18 protein-coding genes are annotated in these 17738 nt (G+C 49.6%); 10 read left to right on the top strand and 8 right to left on the bottom strand.

Translation table 11 applies throughout. The features are described 5' to 3' along the window. Positions 1-138: 138 nt before the first annotated feature. Complete coding sequence (locus Electrica_RS27750; RefSeq protein ID WP_023307208.1) at positions 139-3036, bottom strand: Tn3-like element Tn5403 family transposase; 2898 nt, start codon at positions 3034-3036, stop codon at positions 139-141. A gap of 94 nt (positions 3037-3130) precedes the next feature. Between Electrica_RS27750 and Electrica_RS27745 the strand changes: the two genes are divergently transcribed. Both Electrica_RS27745 and Electrica_RS27735 read left to right on the top strand, forming a co-directional pair. Next, positions 3131-3736 (top strand): recombinase family protein, encoded by a 606-nt coding sequence (locus Electrica_RS27745; protein WP_000509966.1) that lies wholly within the window; start codon positions 3131-3133, stop codon positions 3734-3736. Between the two features lie 336 nt (positions 3737-4072). Further along, positions 4073-5053 (top strand): IS5-like element ISKpn26 family transposase, encoded by a 981-nt coding sequence (locus Electrica_RS27735; RefSeq protein ID WP_009310076.1) that lies wholly within the window; start codon positions 4073-4075, stop codon positions 5051-5053. A 100-nt stretch (positions 5054-5153) separates the two neighbouring features. Here Electrica_RS27735 and Electrica_RS28555 read toward each other — a convergent pair whose 3' ends face one another. Continuing rightward, complete coding sequence (locus Electrica_RS28555; protein ID WP_167686291.1) at positions 5154-5330, bottom strand: hypothetical protein; 177 nt, start codon at positions 5328-5330, stop codon at positions 5154-5156. A gap of 370 nt (positions 5331-5700) precedes the next feature. Here Electrica_RS28555 and Electrica_RS27730 point away from each other — a divergent pair, with 370 nt between their 5' ends. The 3 genes from Electrica_RS27730 (at position 5701) to Electrica_RS27720 (ending at position 8038) form a co-directional block, all read left to right on the top strand. Next, entirely contained in the window at positions 5701-6732 is a 1032-nt protein-coding gene (locus Electrica_RS27730) for a GIY-YIG nuclease family protein (protein WP_117254344.1), read from the top strand. A gap of 173 nt (positions 6733-6905) precedes the next feature. Continuing rightward, positions 6906-7229 (top strand): hypothetical protein, encoded by a 324-nt coding sequence (locus tag Electrica_RS27725; RefSeq protein ID WP_086074166.1) that lies wholly within the window; start codon positions 6906-6908, stop codon positions 7227-7229. 176 nt (positions 7230-7405) lie between these two features. Beyond that, positions 7406-8038, top strand: coding sequence for a DUF6904 family protein (locus Electrica_RS27720; RefSeq protein ID WP_001567369.1), 633 nt, complete (start codon positions 7406-7408; stop codon positions 8036-8038). A 28-nt stretch (positions 8039-8066) separates the two neighbouring features. On the opposite strand, the gene Electrica_RS27715 is transcribed toward Electrica_RS27720, so the two are convergent. Both Electrica_RS27715 and tolA read right to left on the bottom strand, forming a co-directional pair. Next, positions 8067-9470 carry an ISNCY-like element ISKpn21 family transposase gene (locus Electrica_RS27715; protein ID WP_001567368.1) on the bottom strand — a complete coding sequence of 468 codons (1404 nt, stop codon included), beginning with the start codon at positions 9468-9470 and terminating at the stop codon, positions 8067-8069. Positions 9471-9740: 270 nt separating this feature from the next. Next, positions 9741-10154 carry a cell envelope integrity protein TolA gene (gene tolA / locus Electrica_RS27710; RefSeq protein WP_167686290.1) on the bottom strand — a complete coding sequence of 138 codons (414 nt, stop codon included), beginning with the start codon at positions 10152-10154 and terminating at the stop codon, positions 9741-9743. Here tolA and tnpA point away from each other — a divergent pair. Genes tnpA through Electrica_RS27695 form a run of 3 tightly spaced genes read left to right on the top strand, consistent with a single transcriptional unit; the run spans position 10153 to position 12488 of the window. Next, positions 10153-10557, top strand: a complete 405-nt coding sequence (gene tnpA / locus Electrica_RS27705; protein ID WP_000839182.1) for an IS66-like element accessory protein TnpA — start codon at positions 10153-10155, stop codon at positions 10555-10557. The genes tolA and tnpA overlap by 2 nt on opposite strands. Further along, positions 10554-10901, top strand: a complete 348-nt coding sequence (tnpB, locus tag Electrica_RS27700; protein ID WP_000612626.1) for an IS66 family insertion sequence element accessory protein TnpB — start codon at positions 10554-10556, stop codon at positions 10899-10901. The genes tnpA and tnpB overlap by 4 nt, the downstream gene beginning before the upstream one ends. Before the next feature lie 48 nt (positions 10902-10949). Beyond that, positions 10950-12488 (top strand): IS66-like element ISKpn24 family transposase, encoded by a 1539-nt coding sequence (locus tag Electrica_RS27695; protein WP_023316587.1) that lies wholly within the window; start codon positions 10950-10952, stop codon positions 12486-12488. Positions 12489-12683: 195 nt separating this feature from the next. On the opposite strand, the gene Electrica_RS27685 is transcribed toward Electrica_RS27695, so the two are convergent. Then, positions 12684-13232, bottom strand: a complete 549-nt coding sequence (locus tag Electrica_RS27685; protein ID WP_074405024.1) for a thioredoxin fold domain-containing protein — start codon at positions 13230-13232, stop codon at positions 12684-12686. 451 nt (positions 13233-13683) lie between these two features. Between Electrica_RS27685 and Electrica_RS27675 the strand changes: the two genes are divergently transcribed. After that, on the top strand, positions 13684-14034 hold the full coding sequence (locus tag Electrica_RS27675; protein ID WP_167878626.1) for a hypothetical protein: 351 nt from the start codon (positions 13684-13686) through the stop codon (positions 14032-14034). 232 nt (positions 14035-14266) lie between these two features. On the opposite strand, the gene Electrica_RS27665 is transcribed toward Electrica_RS27675, so the two are convergent. From Electrica_RS27665 to Electrica_RS27655, 3 genes are read right to left on the bottom strand one after another with little or no spacing between them, the layout of a single operon-like run. Beyond that, entirely contained in the window at positions 14267-14761 is a 495-nt protein-coding gene (locus Electrica_RS27665; protein WP_065242274.1) for a DNA-binding protein, read from the bottom strand. A 30-nt stretch (positions 14762-14791) separates the two neighbouring features. Continuing rightward, a complete protein-coding gene (locus Electrica_RS27660) occupies positions 14792-15364 on the bottom strand; it encodes a hypothetical protein (protein WP_040214107.1) in 573 nt (190 codons plus the stop codon). Beyond that, positions 15361-15609, bottom strand: a complete 249-nt coding sequence (locus Electrica_RS27655; protein ID WP_032415726.1) for a hypothetical protein — start codon at positions 15607-15609, stop codon at positions 15361-15363. The genes Electrica_RS27660 and Electrica_RS27655 overlap by 4 nt, the downstream gene beginning before the upstream one ends. A 317-nt stretch (positions 15610-15926) precedes the next feature. Here Electrica_RS27655 and Electrica_RS29095 point away from each other — a divergent pair, with 317 nt between their 5' ends. Next, on the top strand, positions 15927-17630 hold the full coding sequence (locus Electrica_RS29095; protein ID WP_228267452.1) for a YobI family P-loop NTPase: 1704 nt from the start codon (positions 15927-15929) through the stop codon (positions 17628-17630). Positions 17631-17738 lie beyond the last annotated feature (108 nt).

Below are 17738 nucleotides of genomic sequence, written 5' to 3'. Positions count from 1 at the left end.
TGATTTTTTTAGCACAAGTTCAGATCTCTGATGAGAGCGGCCCTTGCCTACGGCAAATCGGAAAGGCTGGCGCGGTTGAGCGTCAGGGTGATGTTTTCCGTCTCCGGGGTCGGTTCCGGCTGAGGGCGAAATGACACCCTAAGCTTTCGGTTCCTTGGGCCAAAGATATTCGCCAGTCAGTAGAATGTGCGCCCAGCCCAATGGGGATATGTGGGGAAGAAATTCAGGGGGAACATCCAACCCTTCGTTCCGCCGCTCCGTGACGGCATGACCAAGATGGACGGTATTCCAGTAAATGATCACCGCAGTCAATAAATTGAGCCCAGCGATTCGGTAGTGCTGCCCCTCTGTCGTGCGATCGCGAATTTCCCCCTGCCTCCCGATACGGAGCGCATTTTTGAGCGCATGGTGGGCCTCTCCCTTGTTAAGACCGATCTGAGCACGCCGCTGCATGTCCGTATCCAGGATCCACTCAATAATGAAAAGGGTCCGTTCAATACGACCAACTTCACGAAGCGCAACTGCAAGGTTGTTTTGTCGTGGGTAAGAAGCGAGCTTGCGCAGGAGTTGGCTGGGCCTGATTTTGCCAGCGGTCATCGTCGCGGCACAACGGAAAATATCAGGCCAGTTCGCAACGATAAGATCCTCCCGGGCTTTTCCGCCTACCAACTTGCGTAACTCCCTGGGGGTCGTATCGGGATTAAATACGTACAACCGCTTCGATGGCAGATCCCTGATTCGCAGAACGAGATTGTAGCCGAGCAGGCTACTGGCTCCGAACAAATGGTCGGTGAATCCTGCTGTATCGGCATACTGTTCGCGAACATGGCGACCGACCTCGTTCATCAGTAGTCCATCGAGAATATACGGTGCCTCGCTCACGGTCGCCGGGATCGACTGACAAGCGAATGGCGCGAACTGGTCGCTTACGTGAGTATACGCTTTGAGGCCGGGAACAGAACCATATTTGGCATTGACCATGTTCATGACTTCGCCATGCCGCGCTGTCGGGAAAAACTGACCATCGCTCGATGCTGACGTGCCCATCCCCCAGACGCGTGACATCGGCAGTTTACCCTGCGCGGCCACCACAATTGCCAATGCCTGGTTCATGGCTTCGCTTTCAACATGCCAGCGGGCAAGGCGTGAGAGCTGCCAGTAATCATGCGTGTTTGTAGCTTCCGCCATCTTACGCAGGCCCAGATTGAGCCCTTCAGCGAGCAGGACGTTGAGCAGACCGATCCGGTCGCGACATGGAGCCCCGGTTCTCAGATGGGTAAACGCATCTGTGAAACCAAGGGCTGCATCAACTTCAAGCAGCATGTCGGTAATCCGAACGGACGGCATTCGGCGATACAGATCCAGTATGAGTGCCTCGGCACCATCCGGCACGTCTGCTGTCAACCTGTCGATCCGCAACGTTCCATCTTCTATGCTACCGTGCGGAATAGTGCCGTTACGGGCAGCCCGGGCCAGCCGCTTAAGAGCGATCGTGAGTCGCGCCTTTCTGTCTGCCAGCCAATCCTGTGGGTTGGAAGGCACGGCCAGTTTTGCATTTTCCTGCGCCGCGATCATCGGCACCAGTACCTGCTTGAGGTCACCATAGCGGCGCGAATGAGCGAGCCAGACATCTCCGGAACGAAAAGCATCCCGGAGGTGAAAGAGTACCGCCACTTCCCAAAGACGGGTATCTCCTTTTTCCTGAGCTCGTAAATGACGGTTCCATTTGGAGCTGGGCCGCAGGAAACGCCTTTCTGGCGATGCAACACCTTTCATCTCTCCGATCGACAAAGCTGCTGCTACCAATGGTCCGGCGACCGGCGCGGCTTCGAGCTTCAGACAGCGCAACATGCGGGGCGCATAACGACGAAAGCGATGGTATCCCTGCCCGACATATGCAAGAGGCTCATCGGCTAGCGTGTTGCTGAGTTGAGTCCCTGTCGCTACCAGTTGAGCGAGCCGGTCCCATGCAACCGAACTGGCGACAGCCATCTCCAGCGGGGTTCCGTCACTGCGGGCCTCAAGCAACGAAGCTCCCAGCGCGGTGAAGGTACGGATCGTATCCGTGAGTGTGGCTTTAGAGCCGGAAATTGTTTCGTCATGCTGGCGCTTCGCTTCCCGCCAGGTTTTTCCTACGATCCTGTCATGGGTTTCGACTATGGCATCAGCAATCGCCGCTTCCCACTCCACAACACAGACGGCAAGGATCGCCCAGCGGCGGTCCGAAGTGATGTCACGCAAACCGTCGGTGAAGTAGCGTTCACCCTGCCGACGCAGCCGGGCAATGCGATGGGCAGGTATGCTGGCCAAAGCACTATGATTGATATTCAGGGTACGCAGAAATTCGAGCCTGTCGAGCAAACGGTTAGCAGCAGCCGAGTTGTTACCAACCTCGAAGTTGCGAAGCCAGATGAAACGACTGATATTGCCGGCGAGCATTTCACTCAGAAGTTTGTCCAGGTGATCGCGAACATCCGCTGTTAAATTTTCCGCAATCCGCGTTTCAATCCGCCGCTCAGCGGCGACCAGAGCATCCGCGCACAAGCGCTCGATTGTCGATACTGCGGGCAGAATGGTGGAAGTTTCCCGACACCGCACAATAAAACGATGAGCAAGATCCTCGTTTGATCTGGCATCTTCGGCCTGGCCGAAAGTCCACTCCCGCAGATCACGGGCACCACGGCCCGTGAAGGTCTTGTAGCCGTAAATTTCGCGCAGCGTGTCCATGTGCTGCTGACGGGTTTGGCGCCGTGTGGCATAAGTGAGAAGCGCATCAGCCGGAACTCCAAGCTGAGCACCGACGAAGGAAAGGACTTCACGCGGGATCATCTCACCAGGAGCCAGTGCACGGCCCGGATATCGTAAGGCACAAAGTTGCAGGGCAAAGCCAATCCTGTTTTCCGGTCTGCGGCGCTGCCTAATGTTTTCCAGGTCATCATCGCCCAGCGTGTAGAACTTCAGTAGCGACAGTTCGTCCGTGGGCAGATCGAACAGCGCTGCTCGCTGCCGTTCGGTGAAAATATGGCGTCGTGACATACAAATTCGTCCCTTTTGAAGTATAGTCTGTTTTGGACAACAGCCAGCCCATATAAATCAGGGCGTTCCGATACAAAAATCCAGGAGGGTTCAATTGGGACATCGTGCCGCCATTTACTGCCGGGTTTCAACAGCGGATCAGTCTTGTGAACGCCAGGAATTTGATCTGCGAGCCTTCGCCGGCCGTGCCGGCTACGACGTGGTGGGAATATTTAAGGAAACAGGTTCAGGAACTAAACTCGACCGGGCCGAGCGAAAGAAAGTCCTGGCGCTTGCCCAGTCCAGACAAATTGATGCAATCCTGGTCACTGAGCTTTCCCGGTGGGGGCGCTCGACGCTCGATCTGCTCAATACGCTACGTGAACTGGAGAACTGGAAGGTTTCCGTGATAGCCATGAATGGAATGGCGTTCGATCTTTCGTCGCCGTATGGACGAATGCTGGCGACGTTTCTTTCCGGCATTGCGGAGTTTGAGCGGGATCTCATCAGCGAGCGGGTCAAGTCAGGCCTTGCTGTTGCGAAGGCACGTGGTAAGAGGCTTGGTCGTCAGGCCGGAGTGCGACCAAAATCAGACCGACTTTTGCCTAAGGTGGTTGCGATGAGGGCCGAGGGACGCAGCTATCGCTGGATCGCACGCGAGCTCGGTATCAGCAAGAATACCGTCGCTGACATCGTGCAACGACACAGAGCTAACGCTTAGGGTGTCATTTCGCCCTCAGCCGGAACCGACCCCATTAAACGAGTAGGCGTTAAAAAAGGCCGCTGGCGCGACCTTTTTTAACTTTGAGAGGGTGTGCTATGCCATGTAAGGAATAAATACTAGTCGTCACATGGAAAGCAAGGAATCCATGGCAAATCCGAATAATGTCTAGAACTGACCAAACTATCCGCATTGTAAATGTAAGAAGCAAAGATAAAGAACAGCTATAATGCGTAGGTTATGAACAATATGACCGAGGTATGCTTAGGGAAGGTGCGAACAAGTTCCTGATATGAGATCATCATATTCATCCGGAGCGCATCCCAGAGGGACATCATGAGCCATCAACTCACCTTCGCCGATAGTGAATTCAGCACTAAGCGCCGTCAGACCCGAAAAGAGATTTTCCTCTCCCGCATGGAGCAGATTCTGCCATGGCAGAATATGACCGCTGTCATCGAGCCGTTTTATCCCAAGGCGGGCAATGGCCGACGGCCCTATCCGCTGGAGACCATGCTGCGTATTCACTGCATGCAGCATTGGTACAACCTGAGCGACGGTGCCATGGAAGATGCCCTGTACGAAATCGCCTCCATGCGCCTGTTTGCCCGATTATCCCTGGATAGCGCCCTGCCGGATCGCACCACCATCATGAATTTCCGCCACCTGCTCGAGCAGCATCAACTGGCCCGTCAATTGTTCAAGACCATCAATCGCTGGCTGGCCGAAGCAGGCGTCATGATGACCCAAGGCACTTTGGTGGATGCCACCATCATTGAGGCACCCAGCTCTACCAAGAACAAAGAGCAGCAACGCGATCCGGAGATGCATCAGACCAAGAAAGGCAATCAGTGGCACTTTGGCATGAAGGCCCACATTGGTGTCGATGCCAAGAGTGGCCTGACCCACAGCCTAGTCACCACCGCGGCCAACGAGCATGACCTCAATCAGCTGGGTAATCTGCTTCATGGAGAGGAGCAATTTGTCTCAGCCGATGCCGGCTACCAAGGAGCGCCACAGCGCGAGGAGCTGGCCGAGGTGGATGTGGACTGGCTGATCGCCGAGCGTCCCGGCAGGGTAAAAACCTTGAAGCAGCATCCGCGCAAGAACAAAACGGCCATCAACATCGAATACATGAAAGCCAGCATCCGTGCCAAGGTGGAGCACCCGTTTCGCATCATCAAGCGGCAGTTCGGCTTCGTGAAAGCCAGATACAGGGGGCTGCTGAAAAACGATAACCAACTGGCGATGTTATTCACCCTGGCCAACCTGTTTCGGGTGGACCAAATGATACGTCAGTGGGAGAGATCTCAGTAAAAACCGGAAATAACGCCAGAAATGGTGGAAAAAATAGCCTAAATAGGCTGATTCGATGTGTTTGCGGGAAAAAAATCGGCCCAGATCCGCGAAATTTTAATCAGCGAGTCAGCTTGGGAAGAAATGACCTGCTTATTCGCACCTTCCCTAGTTCTTCCCCCTGTTGCGCGATGCCCTTAGTCGCGAACGAAAAACAGACAACATACTCATCAAACGTATTGATGATGTCGTCCATCACCGCCAACACGGCCTCGTCATTGTTTTTTTTATGTTCCACTTAATACATCCTTATTTTGAGTTACAGGGGTGAGTTTGGAGATCCGACTTTATTGTACTTTAAGCCTAGTTTTTGTACAGGCTTGTCTATAGCAATAGGACGTACTCGCGTCCTATACACCTGACCTGCTCCCCGTTGATTAACACGCCGCAATGTTAGTAACGTGACTGTTTGGCTACGAGATCAACTGCGAACTTCCGCTGTTCGCTCACAGCGGACCTCCAGCCCAGTTATCTGGTCCGCTTCGTGCCAAGAGCGGACGTTATCTATCAAACTCTCGATGGGTGTATTTAAAACATATGGTAATTGATTATTATTTTTTTCCACGTCATAATGAGGATATATTGATAAAAAATTTAAGATGATAAATATGACTGACGAAACGACTGGATATGTATATATATTAGAGGTTTCTGATATTGACTTACCTGTATGTAAAATTGGAATGACGACCAGAGATCCAACCTCCCGATGTGATGAGATAAATAAGAGCTCAACAGGTGATTTTATTTGGGCTATTTCTCACTCTATTTTTGTTAGTGATTGTAAAAAACTAGAACGATTAATTCACGATAAGTTAAGTCCCTTGCGGCAAAAAAGAAGAGAGTTTTTTAATTTACGCGCAGATGATGCATACAGAGCAGTAATGTCAATTTTTGAATCTCAGGATGAGATAAAAATGATGATTGAGTTGGAGTCGAAATCCTTATCAATAATTAACCCGGACCATAAAGTTAAAAAGAATAACAGATATCTCTCCAAACATGGTTCTGATGAGTATGCAGAGATATTACAGTCTTTTTGCGAAGTTCTGGGTGTGAAAGGAAGGGCTTTTGGCCAGCTCAATAAACCATTTTTTGGTATGAGCGATGGAAATGAAGGCGTCCAATGGAATATTTCTTTCTGTACGCAAAGTAATAATATCCGTATGGGTGTTAATCTTGAAGGTATAAAATACAAAGATTGGCCTATAGCTAAGCTTATTAAATCAGAGTTGGCAGTCCCTGGGTTGCTAAGTGTAATACAAAAATTAGATTCTGAAGACGAAATTAACATGACTTTTTATCGGGATGCCTGGCAGGTGGTTTCTAGACCTGAAATTAGAGAGAAATATATAGGCGGCAAGGAATTTAACCTCAATGAGCTGACTCATGGGGAATGGGAACGTATTTTAAATGAAGCTTTAAATTGCTTGGATAAAGAACGTGATTATAAAGGGAGAAATATGCAGGATGTTACGATGGTAAACAAAAATGGTAGTGTTCTTGTTCGTACCATGCCAGTTTCTCCTCATTTAACAATATGGTCTCCATTAATAATTAACGATAATATTGATGATGCAATCCGAAATAAGTTTAATCAATTGATTCATATTCATCGTTGGATGATGCAGTTAAGTTGAAAAGTTGAGCTTGTTATGTCCGCTCCTCGCTCATAGCAGACTGCGCTCACTAACCTGACCTTAAGGGAAGGGGTGGATGAGGTAGAACCTGTCAAAACAGTAGCCGGCTGCGCCGGGCGACGGCGCAGTACTCCATATAATGAATCCGACAGCATTTAGTTAAGGAGTGATTTATGAATGGGTATATCGTCACAATCATTATTGCATTCATTTTTGGTCCCATTCTGGCGTTGCCGATATTGATCGTCGGTTTGTTTAATATAATGGATTTGATGCTGTTTTCATTTCCCATCTTATTCTTTTGCATTCAGGGTTATAAAAAAGAAAGAAAAATTAAAGATGCTTTTAAAGGGGTAATTCCGGGCCTAATTGTATCTCTGATACTGATGGCTGTAGTTCTATTTGTTAAGGATGAAAACGACTGTTCGAATAAATATGAATCTGGCGATCTGCCAGCTGCAGTGTGTGACACCCTTAAGGGACCAGGATTTAGATAACGCACGCCCGGTTCGTCTCTTGGACAGAGACGGACATCTCAATTTAGCCACCACAGTATTTGTCAAGGCTCAATTGAAATGTCCGTTATCCAGCTCAATTAAAATGACCACTTTGATCTCTCATTCTCTTTACTGATAGACTTTCCTCCGACTGAAACAACAGGATGATTGAGCCCATGCTTCGATACGAGTTAACGCCGAACAATGCAGGTTTTATACTGTGGGGAGATTCAGAAGCCCTGAATGAATTACATGAACTCATTCATTACATCGTGGATGAAAGCCCACTGATTAAAGTTAAAGACGGATTTATGTTATCCCTTGCCTATGATATTCGTAAAGCACGGGAAGGTAATCGTCGTGTTGAGCAACATCAGTATGATCAACATGATACATATAAGCTTTATGGTGTTGAGCTTTTATGGCCTCTGGTCCTGGTACAGTCCTCAATACTCAGAAACTCAATGGGTTATATTCAGACAGACAAAAACCAGCTGTCTGTCATGTATGCCTTTGAATACCTGATAGAATCAGCATTAACAGAGTCTGAGAGAACAACGTCGAATGATATTATGCTAACAGTAAAATATGCATCAGACTCTGATTTTAATTTCATTGAGGATAATATTGACAGCAGGTGCTGCTATTTTATCAGCCTATCTCCGGAGCAAAGAAAAAAGCAGTTAATCAGTATTGTTCGTTCTTTTCATTCATTATGGGGTAAGTATGCCCGTGAAAAGCAGGACATAAAGATGCTGAACGAAATGAATAATACATCATGGGTCTGGCCGGACAATATCAACTGGTGAGCAACCACTGTCCGGCCAGTGAGTACCATCAGCGGGCTCTTTTACCAAAAATGTCCTCTGAACGTGACTGAAGCTGTTTGAGTGCTTCGAGCATGTCATCATTATCCAGTGAGCGCTGGGATTTCTTCCCTTCCTGCTTTGGCCGTCGTCGGGAAGGGCCATCTCCAGCGGGAATTGACTGAGAGCGCGTGTTATCCCGCTTGCTCTGCACCAGACTGATAAACTCCAGGGTTCGGCCAAGACGCTTGTTATCGACAATCGCGCCCTGGTCGATTTCTGACAGTCGGTCGTAGGTAGAGTAGGGAAGTAGCGTACCGTTCAGGCGCAGCTCTTTTCTGCCATCAGGATAGTGATACACATCGATATATTTACCTATTGCACGGCGACTCAGTTCGCTGTCTTCAATCAGGTACAACATTTTATCATATTGTATCGTCAACGATTTTGAGACTTTACGTTTTTCACGAACAGTGAAAATAAGCCCCAGGTCCTCATCATGTTCTACAGCACGGTGTACGTCAAAATCATGTCGCGGTACTTTGCCAAAACGGCGGTTATAGTCAGCCATATAGGCCTCAGCGAAGTCATTTGCAGCCTCCATTGAACAAATGCCCTGTAACCGCAGCTCTTTGACCAGACGATCCTGTAAAGTGAGGTGAGCTCGTTCTACACGCCCTTTGGCGGGACTGGTTTCTGCACAGATAGTCTGGATGTTCAGTTCATGCATGGCTCGCCCAAACTGAGTATGCCCGTCTCCGCCTGTGGCGTGTTTATTGTTAACACGAAAAACACCGGCTTTATCGCTGTACAGTGCCAGCGGTTTACCATGCTTATCGATATAGCGCCGCGTGGCTTCGAAGTAAGAAAACGTGGACTCCGATTTAACAAACAACAGTTCCATCAGTTTGCTGGTTGCATCATCAACATAGACCAGCGCGGTGCAGGCCGGGCCACGGCCTTCAAACCAGTCGTGATCACAGCCATCTATTTGTATCAGCTCACCAGTACACGGACGCCGGTACCGTGGTTGAGGGATCCTTGCGGCACGTTGTTTACGGGGAACCCATAAGCCAGCCCGCACCATGATGCGCCGGACAGTTTCTTTGCCAAGAAACAGTCCGTGGAGTTCTTCGAGCTTTTCACGCGCCAGAGTCGGACCGAAATCAGCATAACGCGTCTTGATCAGTTCCAGAGCCTGATCTGCGAGCCCGGGTGGCAACTGGCGGTTACCACGCATGCCACATCGTCTGCTGGCCATACCAAGCGGTCCGCCTTCACGGTAACGGGCAAGAAGTCTGCGGCATTGCCTGTCGCTGATACCGAGGTGCTCGGCCGCACGGCGCGTTGTGATGCGACGTTCAATGACGTCCTGTATAATCTTGATCCGGTTGATCTCTTTCAAAGTAAACACTCCTGAGCTTTCTGCGCTCATGATATGCCTCCCGGTAGTTTAAACGGACCAGTGAAGCTTACCATAGCGCGGACATCTGAATTGAGCCACAGGCGGACATTACTATTGAGCCATTACAGTATTAGTGCGTTTAATGCGTTTTATGTTAAATATCAGTTAATTACATTGAGATCGCAAAGCTTGCAGCGACATATCAGTGTCGCTGCAACAACCCGACCTTTGCGATGAAAAAACGGATTACGGATAGATCACAATAGGGCATTTCCTCAATAACCACCTCAAACTTCATTTCTATAGTCTGAAATCAAGAGCGGCATTTTTGACCCTCTGATATGTTTCGTTATCTGGTGCGGCGGGTATTTTCGCTCGTGTAATCGCTGAAATGGCTGCTTTACACAATTTTGCATCACCCTCTTTTGCTGTCGCACTGTTCACTGAACCATCAGGCTGAAGATAGATACGAATAGAGCAGGTTTTTCCTTTATACGCATCGGGTTCGTACATTTCGGCAACAATGGCATTCCGTATTTGTGCTGCATATACGACTATTTTTGAATGATCCGGGGGAAATGTTGGAGACCCTGGGTTACCTAAAAGATCATCAACTTCCGCTGATTTATCGGTAAGCGTCGTCTCAGCACCGTCTGGCAGATCCTGATATTCCTGAGAGGATAGTGGACACCAAATATGGTGGACGCTATCCATGAAATCATTAACCGCAGTGCGTAAAAAAAGCCCTAATTATCCCGTTGAGTTCAAAATCAAAATGGTTGAACTCTCGCATCGACCAGAGATCTCCGTAGCGCAACTCGCTCGTGAGCATGGGATCAACGATAATTTGCTGTTCAAGTGGCGCCAGTACTGGCGCGAAGGAAAACTACGTCCTCCTTCAACAACAGAAAACAACGTGCCTGAGCTGCTCCCGATAACACTTGATACCGAAGATGTTGTCCCTGCAACCTCCCCCCGGTCACAACCTGTAGCTGCTGCGGCACCTGAATCACTCAATATCAGCTGTGAAGTGACGTTCCGGCACGGATCACTCCGTCTGAATGGTGCCATCAGCGAAAATATCCTGAACCTGCTGATACGGGAGCTCAAACGTTGATCCCATTACCATCAGGGACAAAGATCTGGCTGGTCGCTGGCATCACCGATATGAGAAACGGCTTCAACGGCCTGGCGGCAAAGGTGCAGACGACGCTGAAAGACGATCCGATGTCAGGTCACGTTTTTATCTTCCGTGGGCGTAATGGCAGTCAGGTAAAGCTCCTCTGGTCTACCGGCGATGGACTGTGTCTGCTGACCAAACGGCTGGAGCGCGGCCGCTTCGCCTGGCCGTCAGCCCGGGATGGCAAAGTGTTCCTCACACCGGCACAGCTGGCGATGCTCCTTGAAGGTATCGACTGGCGGCAGCCTAAAAGACTGCTTACGTCACTGACTATGTTGTAGGCCTCTTTATCCTGGTCGACGCTGAATGAGCCTGGTAATATACCCGGTATGAACAGCTTACTTCCTGACGATATCGATGAACTGAAACGTCTCCTTGCCGAACAGGAGGCGCTGAACCGTGCCCTTCTGGAAAAGCTGAACGAGCGTGAACGCGAAATAGATCACCTGCAGGCGCAACTGGATAAGCTGCGCCGGATGAACTTCGGCAGCCGCTCCGAAAAAGTCTCCCGCCGTATCGCGCAGATGGAAGCCGACCTTAAGCAGTTGCAGAAAGAAAGCGATACCCTTACCGGCCGGGTGGATGACCCGGCCGTGCAGCGCCCGCTGCGGCAGACCCGTACCCGCAAACCGTTCCCTGAATCACTTCCCCGTGACGAAAAACGGCTGCTGCCGGCAGCGTCATGCTGCCCGGAATGTGGTGGTGCGCTGAGTTACCTGGGTGAAGATGCCGCCGAACAGCTGGAGCTGATGCGCAGCGCTTTCCGGGTTATCCGGACAGTACGTGAAAAGCATGCCTGTACTCAGTGCGATGCCATCGTGCAGGCCCCCGCGCCTTCACGGCCCATCGAGCGGGGTATCGCAGGACCGGGGCTGCTGGCCCGCGTGCTGAGTTCAAAGTATGCAGAGCACACCCCGCTGTACCGCCAGTCTGAAATATACGGCCGCCAGGGTGTGGAGCTGAGCCGCTCACTGCTGTCGGGCTGGGTGGATGCGTGTTGCCGGCTACTGTCACCGCTGGAAGGGGCGCTTCAGGACTATGTGCTGACTGACGGTAAGCTCCATGCTGATGACACGCCTGTCCCGGTGCTGTTGCCAGGTAATAAGAAAACGAAGACCGGGCGGTTGTGGACGTACGTTCGTGACGACCGTAACGCCGGGTCAGAGCTGGCGCCGGCAGTGTGGTTCGCTTACAGCCCGGACAGAAAAGGTATCCACCCGCAGAGCCATCTCGCTGGCTTCAGCGGTGTTCTGCAGGCGGATGCGTACGCCGGGTTCAACGAACTGTACCGCAATGGACAGATAACGGAAGCTGCCTGCTGGGCTCATGCCCGCCGCAAGATCCACGATGTGCACGTTCGCACCCCGTCAGCGCTGACGGAGGAAGCCCTGAAACGGATCGGTGAGTTATATGCCATCGAGGCGGAAATAAGGGGGATGCCGGCGAAGCGACGCCTTGCAGAACGTCAGCAAAAAGCTAAACCGCGGCTGAAATCCCTGGAAAGCTGGCTGCGTGAAAAGGTGAAAACGCTGTCGCGACACTCAGAACTGGCGAAAGCGTTCACGTACGTACTGAACCAGTGGCCGGCGCTGGCTTACTATACTGACGACGGCTGGGCCGAGGCAGATAACAACATAGCTGAGAATGCGCTACGGATGGTCAGCCTGGGCCGCAAAAACTACCTGTTCTTCGGTTCGGATCATGGAGGAGAGCGGGGAGCGCTGCTGTACAGCCTGATCGGGACATGCAAACTGAACGGAGTGGAGCCAGAAAGCTACCTCCGTTATGTCCTTGACGTCATTGCTGACTGGCCGATAAACCGGGTCAGCGAACTACTCCCCTGGCGCGTAGCACTGCCAACTGAATAACACATCCCCGTCAATACGGTTCTCGCTGCACGCTTACATTTATCGTTGCCGGGCATTACCCTGACGTTTGTTTTTTGAGTATGGTTTGAACAGGCTGTTATAAGTAGCACCAGGGTGAGTATGGGGGCTGAGAACGCTCTTAAATTCATGTGAAACTCCAGTTTTCATCTCCAGGTAACCATTCGCTTAGTCCTTTTACTGGAGTTCAGAGAGAATTTTATCTGGAGAAACACTACCCAGGAAAGTATGCACAGACGGCCCCAGCACTACCATAGCAGGAGTTACTGTAACGCCCAGTCTATCAGCAAGTTCAGATTGTTTAATCACCAGATTTTTACATTTTTCTGAGCTATCATTGTCTGGCAAAAAACCGGCCATCGCATTTTGAAAACTTTTCTGACGATCTGATGCACACCATACTCGTCCCATATCTTCAATGACTGAGTCTTTGATGGATGATGGAACCACCGTCAGAAATGACATAGTCAACCCTGCATCAGTGTATTTCTTGATGTTTTTTACAACATAGCTGCAATAAACACATTGATTATCTACAAAAACTAATATTTTATATTTTTCCACTCCAGACTGAAACGTAATCGGCTGCAATTCAGTTAAGGAGCGAGAGATATCCTCATAGGCCATCTGTGGCGTTGTGTCTAAAACAGGAGCAGTTGTAGCCCCAACACTGAAGCTGGCTATCGTAAAAACACCTGCGGCTAATGATTTAAGAAAAAAACTCATAATCCCTGTTCCCTATTCAGTATTAATTTCAGGTTGTTGATGCCTGGTTCATGCCAGATTTGAATATTTTTATCATCTGTAAAAAACAATAGTTCCTGTTTATGCGACTCCATCATTGATCCGCGAGGGTGCTATAGTGTGTCCAGATACCATACGCGCTCTTTTTTCCACTGCCTATAGAGCGTAACGGTAATGAAGCGGAAAAATTTTCGGATGAATGCTGGGAGAAGGGTTTGCGGCTGGATAAAAGCCCGTCTGTGCACTATCAACTTCTGATGGAAACCATCCGCTGGACGCTTATCCCGCAGCAAAAGTAAAGTCCTCCGTCGCTCTCCCTTACGGTACTGATCTTTCCACTCATTTGGCATGTCCTGGAGAGCAGCTATCTTGCATGTCACACTATAGGGGGTTAGTTTGGATATCGAAAATTATTGTACGTCAAGGTCAATAATTGACCATCATTAACAATTTCCTTTGTGCTAATGGCAAGATTATGAAAAAGACTTTACTGATAGCCGCCATAGTGGCGGCAGGTATTACGTTCGCAATGGCCGACGATGGCCAGCCCGCTGGTCGACTGTACAAAATTGGCGAGCACACCGTAGAAATAGATGCGGATTGCATGATCCTCTCGGTTGACGGCTCCCCCGCTACGCTAAACGCGTCCGTATCCGGGCATATGGATTTTAATTTAGCCAACGGCGGCATTGCAGAATCGGAACCACGGCCAAACCGTCATACCTGCAAAGTGTATGCGGGGAGTGATGTGCGAACAATTCACATAAAAGAACAAACTCAATGAAAAAGACTTTCCTGATCGCAGTCGCTGGTAGCGGCAAATATTGCACCAGTACATGCGATTAGCGAAAGCTATCGCGACGCTTGAGTGGGCAACTGAGTCGTGCAGCGTCATGAGATGGCGGTAGCCGCCGAACAGATGTCTCAGCAACAACAGCACGAAATACACCACTACCCATACCGCTGTTTTCATCACTGCCCTCTGTTATATAATTTGTCTGTAACGAAAATGGCATTCAGGCGTTCAGGTCCGTGCCGTTCTGCTTCAGATAATCACTGATGCTCAGACCGGACAAGCGAATGTTATCCGAAATCTCCCTGAACTGCTCCTCCCAGCCGTCCTGCAGCTCCCTGATTGCCGCGATCTGGAAAGCAACACTGAAAGGCGTTCTGCCCAGTTTCTCGGAAAGCCAGAAAAGATGCCTGCCAATTTCTTCGTCCGGTACCGAATCGAGCGCATCACTCAGTAAGGTTTTTTCGTCTTCCTGCCAGGGATGACCGGCTCGCGGAAAACGCGGATCAGACTGGCGGTCTTTTTTCTCCCTTTTTTCCCGTCTGGCAACGGTCGGCGCATCGACTTTTTTCAAGCCGACGCGCGCTTTCATGGCGCCGATGGCGGCGACGGCCAGTACCAGCGTTTCACGCTCCTGGCGCGTGAGCAGGCTGTCCTCGCAAATCAGGGTGTTCAGGTTATCGATCAGCTTATTCAGCCCGGGTTCAGTGACTTTCATTTTATGCTCATATTCCTTGTGTGGTGGCGATCAGTCCCGGCTCTCATTCACCTGGACGGTGACCGGCAGGCCTGCATCAAAACAGGCCTGATACCAGCTGGCCACCTGCAGGGGATCGCCCTCTTTTATCCGGCGTATGCCACCGGCATCCGTCAGCTGCAGGCAGGTGGTACCGTCCAGACGGATCACGTAGGCCGCTTCCCTGATGGTGTAATGGCCGTCATCCAGCTGCAGCTCCACTGCGTCACCGGCAGTCGTCTGGCGTAACGGCAGACGCCGGACGTCGGTCAGTCGTTGTCGTGCCTTTTCAGCCTCGCGTGCTTCCTGGTAGAGCGGTTCTGCAATGCCGCGACCGGCCTGCGTCAGCTCGACGGCCAGCTGCAGGTTCGGGGCGCGCAGGGTGCGCAGCCAGCCCGCGGCTTCCATGCGCCGGCAGGAGGCGCGCAGGTTCGGCCCGTACACCGGGGCGTCCCCGCCCTGCTCCAGCACCCGCTCAATATCCCGCGTCGCAACCGGCCCCGGACGTTTCGCACCGAGGGCGGCCAGCACAATCAGCACCCGCCGCTGCAGCGGCGACGGACGTCGGGATTTTTCCCGCGTCATTGTCCCTCGTTCCTCTGAGAAATGAGCGTTTTTAACCGTTTATAGTCTGCTTCGACCCGCGTGGTGGCCAGGCCCGTGTGTCCGCGCAGCGCCAGGAGATACCAGAAGCGGAGGATGTCATGAGCCTTGTTCACTTCCCAGACATAATGGGTGCCATCCCTGCGAAAATCGCATTGCTTTATTTCCTCCTCTGCCATCTGCGTCATCTGCTCATAGCTGAGCGAAAACATCATTTCGTCATCCATCCTGCCCGCCCCGTCTGATAATGTCCGGTTAAGTAGAAAATCATATCATGTATGATTTCTTACTAATAATTCAAACATCATATCAGATATTATTATGTGTTTAATGCTAACTATCACATTCAGTATGATTTTATGTATGTGGTTTGATTATCATATCCTTTGCGCGTTTCCCTCCGCGTAGATCAGAAAAGATGCTAAGTCGGATCTCTTCATCCTAGTATGCTGAGAAAGACTCCTTCTGTATCCCCTACCTTTATTATGATTTCTGTTTTCAGGCGATATAATATCTTTTAAACAAACAATGTTGGGTGAACAACATGAGAGGAACATTACTAACGGAAGTTCTAATACCGGAACCCGGTACTGACAATGCTCAGGAAGAACAGATACATATCGCTTATGAACCTCTGACTCCCTCAGTCATTGATGATGAAAAAGCGCAAAGCTATATTGAAGCATTGAATTTTGCCTGTTCTCGCCCGGATATCAGAAATATTGCGGTAACAGGCCCATACGGGGCAGGTAAAAGTTCGGTATTACTGACATGGGAAAAGTCTGAGGATAATGATTATCGGGTGATGACCGTATCTCTTGCCGACTTTGAAATGCAGCGCGCATCCCCCGGAGATGCTTATGTGGGTGAGAGCAAACCTGACAGTGATGGTCACGATAAAAAACCGACCAAAGCTGAAGAGAAAACAATCGAGTACAGCATCCTGCAACAGCTGCTCTACAAAGAGAAAAAAAGCGTCTTGCCGTATTCCCGTCTGGAGCGCATTTCTGATGTAAGCACGTGCCAGATAGCCATGATGGCCGCCAATTTGTTATTCATACTGGCTTTGACGGTCACCGGCCTACTTTTTCTTTTCCCTGATTACATCTGCACGAAGCTTTCCATGCCGCCAGAGTTGAGTCGGTTTCTCCTGGCTTTGCCTGTACTGGGAAGGGCTAGCGGCGCAGGGATATTTCTTTTTACTGCCTTATTTCTTGTACTGAAGAAACTGCACCATACAGGGGTGTTTGATCGGCGCGTCAGCATTGACAAGGTGGACGTTCTGAAAGGAGCGATTTCAACACGCCCTGCAGCCCCCTCTCTTCTTAATGTATACATTGATGAAATCGTCTACTTTTTCGAACAGACTCAATACAATGTGGTTATATTTGAGGATCTTGACCGTCATAATGATGGGGCCATCTTCATCAAACTCCGTGAAATTAATCAGCTTATCAATAACTCTCTTCCCTCAGACAAACCGGTCAGATTTATCTACGCTGTAAGAGATAATCTGTTCAGCACGCCAGAATCGCGGACAAAATTTTTTGATTTCGTCATGCCGGTGATTCCGGTGATGGACAGTGAGAATGCTTCCGAACATTTTTTTGGCAAATTTACACCCGATGAACTGAGTCAGAGTGGGTTCAAAGATTGCCTTGCCAGACTGGCTCTGTTTATTCCTGATATGCGGGTGATGCATAACATTGCGAACGAATTTCGTCTTTACCGGAATATTGTGAGTAATGGAGAGGATCTAAAGCGGCTTATTTCCCTTATCGCTTATAAAAATCTTTGCGCGGAAGATTATCACAGGATAGACCAGAAAAAAGGGCTGCTTTTTGGCATTGTTTCCGAGTATACATCGGGTAATTTAAGAACTGAGTTTTGCGACGAAATGAATATTCAATTAGAGGAGTATCTATCTGAGCTAACACAACTTCAGAATGAACGAATGGTCAATGAACACGGATTAAGGAGTGAGATTCTGCGCCCTTATATTAGTGAAGAAACAGGACCCATGTTGCACTTTGTAACTGATATTGGATCACAATACAATATTGAAGATGTTATTGGTAATGAATCTTCATTTCTTTCTTTGCTCAATGGTAATGTGACCATTAAACCACGAATATATAATTTTGCTATTGCCACAATAAATAAAACAGTTGCCAATATGCTAAAAGAAGAGTATCAAGAAAGATATGCCTTTATTCAAAAAAAACAAATGGAGAGATTTTTCGTTTAGAGGAAACTATCAAGAAAATTAAATATGATATTCAGAATACATTCTCATATGATCTTGCTTTTTTTATCAAAAATATGGGGAGAGTAGGCTTCGAAAAACGGTTTGCAG

This window comes from Klebsiella electrica, assembly GCF_006711645.1.
Classification (GTDB): Bacteria; Pseudomonadota; Gammaproteobacteria; order Enterobacterales; family Enterobacteriaceae; genus Klebsiella; species Klebsiella electrica.
The sequence above is the reverse complement of the archived record's forward strand: the minus strand, read 5'-3'. Positions and strand labels throughout refer to the sequence as shown.

What these genes read in the sequence shown, in the direction of transcription:
- Electrica_RS27750 (WP_023307208.1), bottom strand. Translation starts at nt 3,036, where the DNA reads ATGTCACGACGCCATATTTTCACCGAACGGCAGCGAGCAGCGCTGTTC.
- Electrica_RS27735 (WP_009310076.1), top strand. Translation starts at nt 4,073, where the DNA reads ATGAGCCATCAACTCACCTTCGCCGATAGTGAATTCAGCACTAAGCGC.
- Electrica_RS27730 (WP_117254344.1), top strand. Translation starts at nt 5,701, where the DNA reads ATGACTGACGAAACGACTGGATATGTATATATATTAGAGGTTTCTGAT.
- Electrica_RS27725 (WP_086074166.1), top strand. Translation starts at nt 6,906, where the DNA reads ATGAATGGGTATATCGTCACAATCATTATTGCATTCATTTTTGGTCCC.
- Electrica_RS27720 (WP_001567369.1), top strand. Translation starts at nt 7,406, where the DNA reads ATGCTTCGATACGAGTTAACGCCGAACAATGCAGGTTTTATACTGTGG.
- Electrica_RS27715 (WP_001567368.1), bottom strand. Translation starts at nt 9,470, where the DNA reads ATGAGCGCAGAAAGCTCAGGAGTGTTTACTTTGAAAGAGATCAACCGG.
- tnpA (WP_000839182.1), top strand. Translation starts at nt 10,153, where the DNA reads ATGAAATCATTAACCGCAGTGCGTAAAAAAAGCCCTAATTATCCCGTT.
- tolA (WP_167686290.1), bottom strand. Translation starts at nt 10,154, where the DNA reads ATGGATAGCGTCCACCATATTTGGTGTCCACTATCCTCTCAGGAATAT.
- Electrica_RS27695 (WP_023316587.1), top strand. Translation starts at nt 10,950, where the DNA reads ATGAACAGCTTACTTCCTGACGATATCGATGAACTGAAACGTCTCCTT.
- Electrica_RS27685 (WP_074405024.1), bottom strand. Translation starts at nt 13,232, where the DNA reads ATGAGTTTTTTTCTTAAATCATTAGCCGCAGGTGTTTTTACGATAGCC.
- Electrica_RS27665 (WP_065242274.1), bottom strand. Translation starts at nt 14,761, where the DNA reads ATGAAAGTCACTGAACCCGGGCTGAATAAGCTGATCGATAACCTGAAC.
- Electrica_RS27660 (WP_040214107.1), bottom strand. Translation starts at nt 15,364, where the DNA reads ATGACGCGGGAAAAATCCCGACGTCCGTCGCCGCTGCAGCGGCGGGTG.
- Electrica_RS27655 (WP_032415726.1), bottom strand. Translation starts at nt 15,609, where the DNA reads ATGGATGACGAAATGATGTTTTCGCTCAGCTATGAGCAGATGACGCAG.
- Electrica_RS29095 (WP_228267452.1), top strand. Translation starts at nt 15,927, where the DNA reads ATGAGAGGAACATTACTAACGGAAGTTCTAATACCGGAACCCGGTACT.